This is a genomic window from Streptomyces huiliensis, from assembly GCF_020037025.1.
In the GTDB taxonomy this organism is placed as follows: Bacteria; Actinomycetota; Actinomycetes; order Streptomycetales; family Streptomycetaceae; genus Streptomyces; species Streptomyces huiliensis.
The window spans coordinates 1-3,298 of record NZ_JAIQLH010000139.1; the positions used below are offsets into that span (position 1 = coordinate 1).

Below are 3,298 nucleotides of genomic sequence, written 5' to 3' on the forward strand. Positions count from 1 at the left end.
TCCGGGACGCCGACGGGTCGCTAGGGTGGCGGCACGGGACACCGCGCAACCGGGAGGGGAACGGCACGTGGCGAAGAGCGCGACCGAGTACCTGGCGGACGACGGGCGGCAGCGGCTCGACCTGGCCAACGCCACCTGGCAGACGGGCGTTCGGGGCACCGGGGACGTCCAGATCGGCTTCATCGACGGGTACGTCGCCCTGCGCGACCGGCGCACCCCCGACGTCCCGGCCGTGATCTTCTCTCCGGAGGAGTGGCGCGCCTTCGTGGACCTCGCGCGGGAGGGCGAGTTCGACCTCACGTAGCCGCTCCCGCTCGCGGCCCGCCCGGTTCGTCTGACGCCTCGTCAGGCCAGGCCCCGCGTCAGGCCAGCACCTCGCACCCCCGCGCCGCCAGCGCGTCGAACAGCCGCGGTGCCGGATCGAGCGCGTTCCACCGCAGGTCCAGCTTCTCCAGCGACGGCAGTTCGGCCAGCCAGCCGGGCAGCTCCGTCAGGCGGTTGGACCGCAGGTCGAGCCGGCGCAGCGCGGGGAGGCCGCGCAGCGCGCCGGGCACGGCGGCGAACGCGTTCTCGCGGAGCTCCAGTTCCCGCAGCTGGCCCAGGTCGGCCAGCGAACCGGGCAGCTCCGCCAGGGAGTTGCCGCGCAGCCACAGCTCGCGCAGCGCGCCCAGCCGGCCGACGCCCTCCGGCAGTCGGGTCAGCCGGTTGTGCTGGGCGCGCAGTTCGACGAGGGCGGTCATCCCGCCGATGTCCTCGGGCAGTTCCGTCAGCCGGTTGCCGCCGACGTTGAGGTAGCGCACCCGGGACAGCCGGCCCAGCGTGGCGGGCAGCTCGGCGAGCGCGTTCTCGTGCAGGTAGAGACAGCCGTCGAGACCGGTCAGGTCGCCCAGCTCGGGCGGCAGCGAGGCCAGGGCGTTGTGGCCGAGGTCGAGGGTGCGCAGGGCGGACAGCCGGCCGATCCGGGCCGGCAGCTCCGTGAGCCCGTTGTCCGCGAGGACCAGCGTCCGGAGGCCCTCCGTCCGCCAGACCTCGTCCGGTACGCGCCCGAGCCCGCGCCGCCAGTAGTCGAGCGTGCCGTCCCGCATCGCCGTCCCCCTCCCCGGAAACGCCCCGGGGCCTCCGGGGTGCGGTGACGCTACCAAGGGGGCGTTCCCGCCCGGCGGGCCGGGGTTCCCCCGCGGGCGCCGCCCGCTGCCGGGCACGTACGATGTGGGCATGTCCTTCCTCCGCCGCCGCAGCGCCGCCACCCCCACGGGGCCGGACTTCGACGTCCTCGCCATGGACCCCGGTGACTGGCCGGGCGATCTCGGGGCCGGGCTGCTGCCCGCGCCCGACGGCAGCTGTCAGGGGGTCTTCCTCCGCTACGACCTGTTCGGCGGGCGCGGCCCGGCGATGATCATCGGCAACCTGCCCGAGGGCTCCCCGGCCCGCGAGCTGGAGGAGGGCCAGGTGCCCTTCGAGGTGGCGCAGCTGCTGGCCGCGCTCGGCAACGACGAGCCCGTCACGGTGCTGGAGACCGAGGACACCCCGGTCATGCACGAGGACAACCTGCTGATCGTGCGCCGGCTGAAGTGCTCGGAGAGCCGCGTCTCCTGCACCCAGTTCGACCGCAGCGACGGCGTCCTCGTCACCATCGCCAGCTGGGACCGCCCGATCACGGACGACCTCTACCAGCTGCTCAAGCCGCTGCCCGCCGAGATGTTCCAGGCGGGCTGAGCCCGGTCGCACGGCCCCCGAGCCCGGCCTTCCCGGCCGGCCCGGGGGCCGTGCGCGTCCGTCGGCGGTGCGACGTCAGTGGTGCGACGTCAGTGGTTGGACGAGCGGACCGTCACGTCCGCCGCCCGGACGAACGCCACCCGGTGGCCGAACTGGATCTCGTAGTACGCGTCCTTCCCCCGCACCACCACGTGCTTCGCCGGGTCGAAGTCGTTCGCGTACAGGTACTCCGCCGGACTCCGCTGCCCCAGCACGTACGCCTGCCCGGCGAGCAGCTTGTACGGCAGCGGCGTCACGGCCTGGACCGGCACCCCCGCCGGATACGCGTCCTTCTCCGGGTACGCCCGCCCGTAGACCGGCACCTCCTTCAGCCCCTCGCGCGGCGTCACCAGCTTCCCGTACGCCCCGACCGCCACCGGGTCCCACCAGGTGTTCCGGAACCACGCCTTCTGCCCCAGGTACCACACGGCCGTCCAGCCCGGCAGCCGGTCCGCGACCGCGAACTGCTGGCCGGTCGAGGCCCGGGCCCCGGTGTCGTTGACGCCGGTGGTCGACGCGCCGCCGTCCGGCCGCAGCCCGATGTCCTTGACCAGCGGCGCGTCGTCCCGCGGCGCCACGTGCAGCCGGACCGCGCCGGAACCGTGCGGCGCGCACTCCTGGCCCGGCTTCTCGCAGCCGGTGTAGACGGGCTCGTTGTCGTCGTAGTCCGGGCGGATCGTCACCATGCCGCTGAACGGGCTCGCCGTCGGGTGGAACGGCCTGCCCATCAGCTCGAAGTAGTGGGCCCAGTCCCAGTACGGGCCGGGGTCGGTGTGCATGCCCTTGATCGTCGACGGGACGGTGCCGGGGACGTTGTCGTGCCCCAGGATGTGCTGCCGGTCCAGCGGGATGTCCAGCTTCCGTGCCAGGTAGCGCACCAGCCGGGCCGACGTCCGGTACATCTCCTCCGTGTACCAGGCGTCCGGGCGTGCCAGGAAGCCCTCGTGCTCGATGCCCACCGACTTGGCGTTCACGTACCAGTTGCCCGCGTGCCAGGCCACGTCCTTGACCGGCACGTGCTGGGCGATGTGGCCGTCCGTGGAGCGGATCGTGTAGTGCCACGAGACGTACGCCGGATCCCTTATCAACTGGAGGGTCTTCTCCCAGGTCGCCTCCGTGTCGTGGATGACGATGAAGTCCGCCTTCTGCGAGCGCGGCCGGTCGGACACGTCGTGGTTGCCGTAGTCCGAGCCCTCCAGCCGCTGGTAGGGGGCGGGGACGGACTCGCAGGCGACGGACTCGGGGCACTCGACGCCCTCTGCCGGGGGCATCGCCCGCTGTGACCGGCCCATCCCCTCCCGGTGCGGGACGAGGCGGGGCTCGGCGGCCAGGGCCACCCGCTGGCCGGCGTCGGTCGTGCGACGGGCGCCCGTGCGGATCACCTCGAAGACGTCGTCGGCGAAGGCCCGCGCGGTCGCCGGGTCCGGGGCGGCGGAGAAACCCGCCACCGCCCCGTACCAGTCGGCGGCGTCCCCGCCGGCCGGGCGGCCCAGCCGCCGCTGGGCGTCGGCGAGCAGCGCCGCGCCGCCGCGCACGTTCGCGG

At 74.0% G+C, this 3,298-nt stretch carries 4 protein-coding genes; 2 read left to right on the plus strand and 2 right to left on the minus strand.

Features of this window, described 5'->3' with window-relative positions; all coding sequences use genetic code 11:
- Positions 1 to 67 precede the first annotated feature (67 nt).
- Entirely contained in the window at positions 68 to 304 is a 237-nt protein-coding gene (locus JNW98_RS22675; RefSeq protein WP_223770114.1) for a DUF397 domain-containing protein, read from the plus strand.
- Positions 305 to 362: 58 nt separating this feature from the next.
- Here JNW98_RS22675 and JNW98_RS22680 read toward each other — a convergent pair whose 3' ends face one another.
- Positions 363 to 1,085 (minus strand): leucine-rich repeat domain-containing protein, encoded by a 723-nt coding sequence (locus JNW98_RS22680; RefSeq protein WP_223770115.1) that lies wholly within the window; start codon positions 1,083 to 1,085, stop codon positions 363 to 365.
- Between the two features lie 130 nt (positions 1,086 to 1,215).
- Between JNW98_RS22680 and JNW98_RS22685 the strand changes: the two genes are divergently transcribed.
- Complete coding sequence (locus JNW98_RS22685; RefSeq protein WP_004942599.1) at positions 1,216 to 1,716, plus strand: hypothetical protein; 501 nt, start codon at positions 1,216 to 1,218, stop codon at positions 1,714 to 1,716.
- 89 nt (positions 1,717 to 1,805) lie between these two features.
- Here JNW98_RS22685 and JNW98_RS22690 read toward each other — a convergent pair.
- On the minus strand, positions 1,806 to 3,298 hold a 1,493-nt coding region (locus tag JNW98_RS22690), incomplete at its 5' end, for an N-acetylmuramoyl-L-alanine amidase (RefSeq protein WP_223770116.1).

What these genes read in the sequence shown, in the direction of transcription:
- JNW98_RS22685 (WP_004942599.1), top strand. Translation starts at nt 1,216, where the DNA reads ATGTCCTTCCTCCGCCGCCGCAGCGCCGCCACCCCCACGGGGCCGGAC.
- JNW98_RS22680 (WP_223770115.1), bottom strand. Translation starts at nt 1,085, where the DNA reads ATGCGGGACGGCACGCTCGACTACTGGCGGCGCGGGCTCGGGCGCGTA.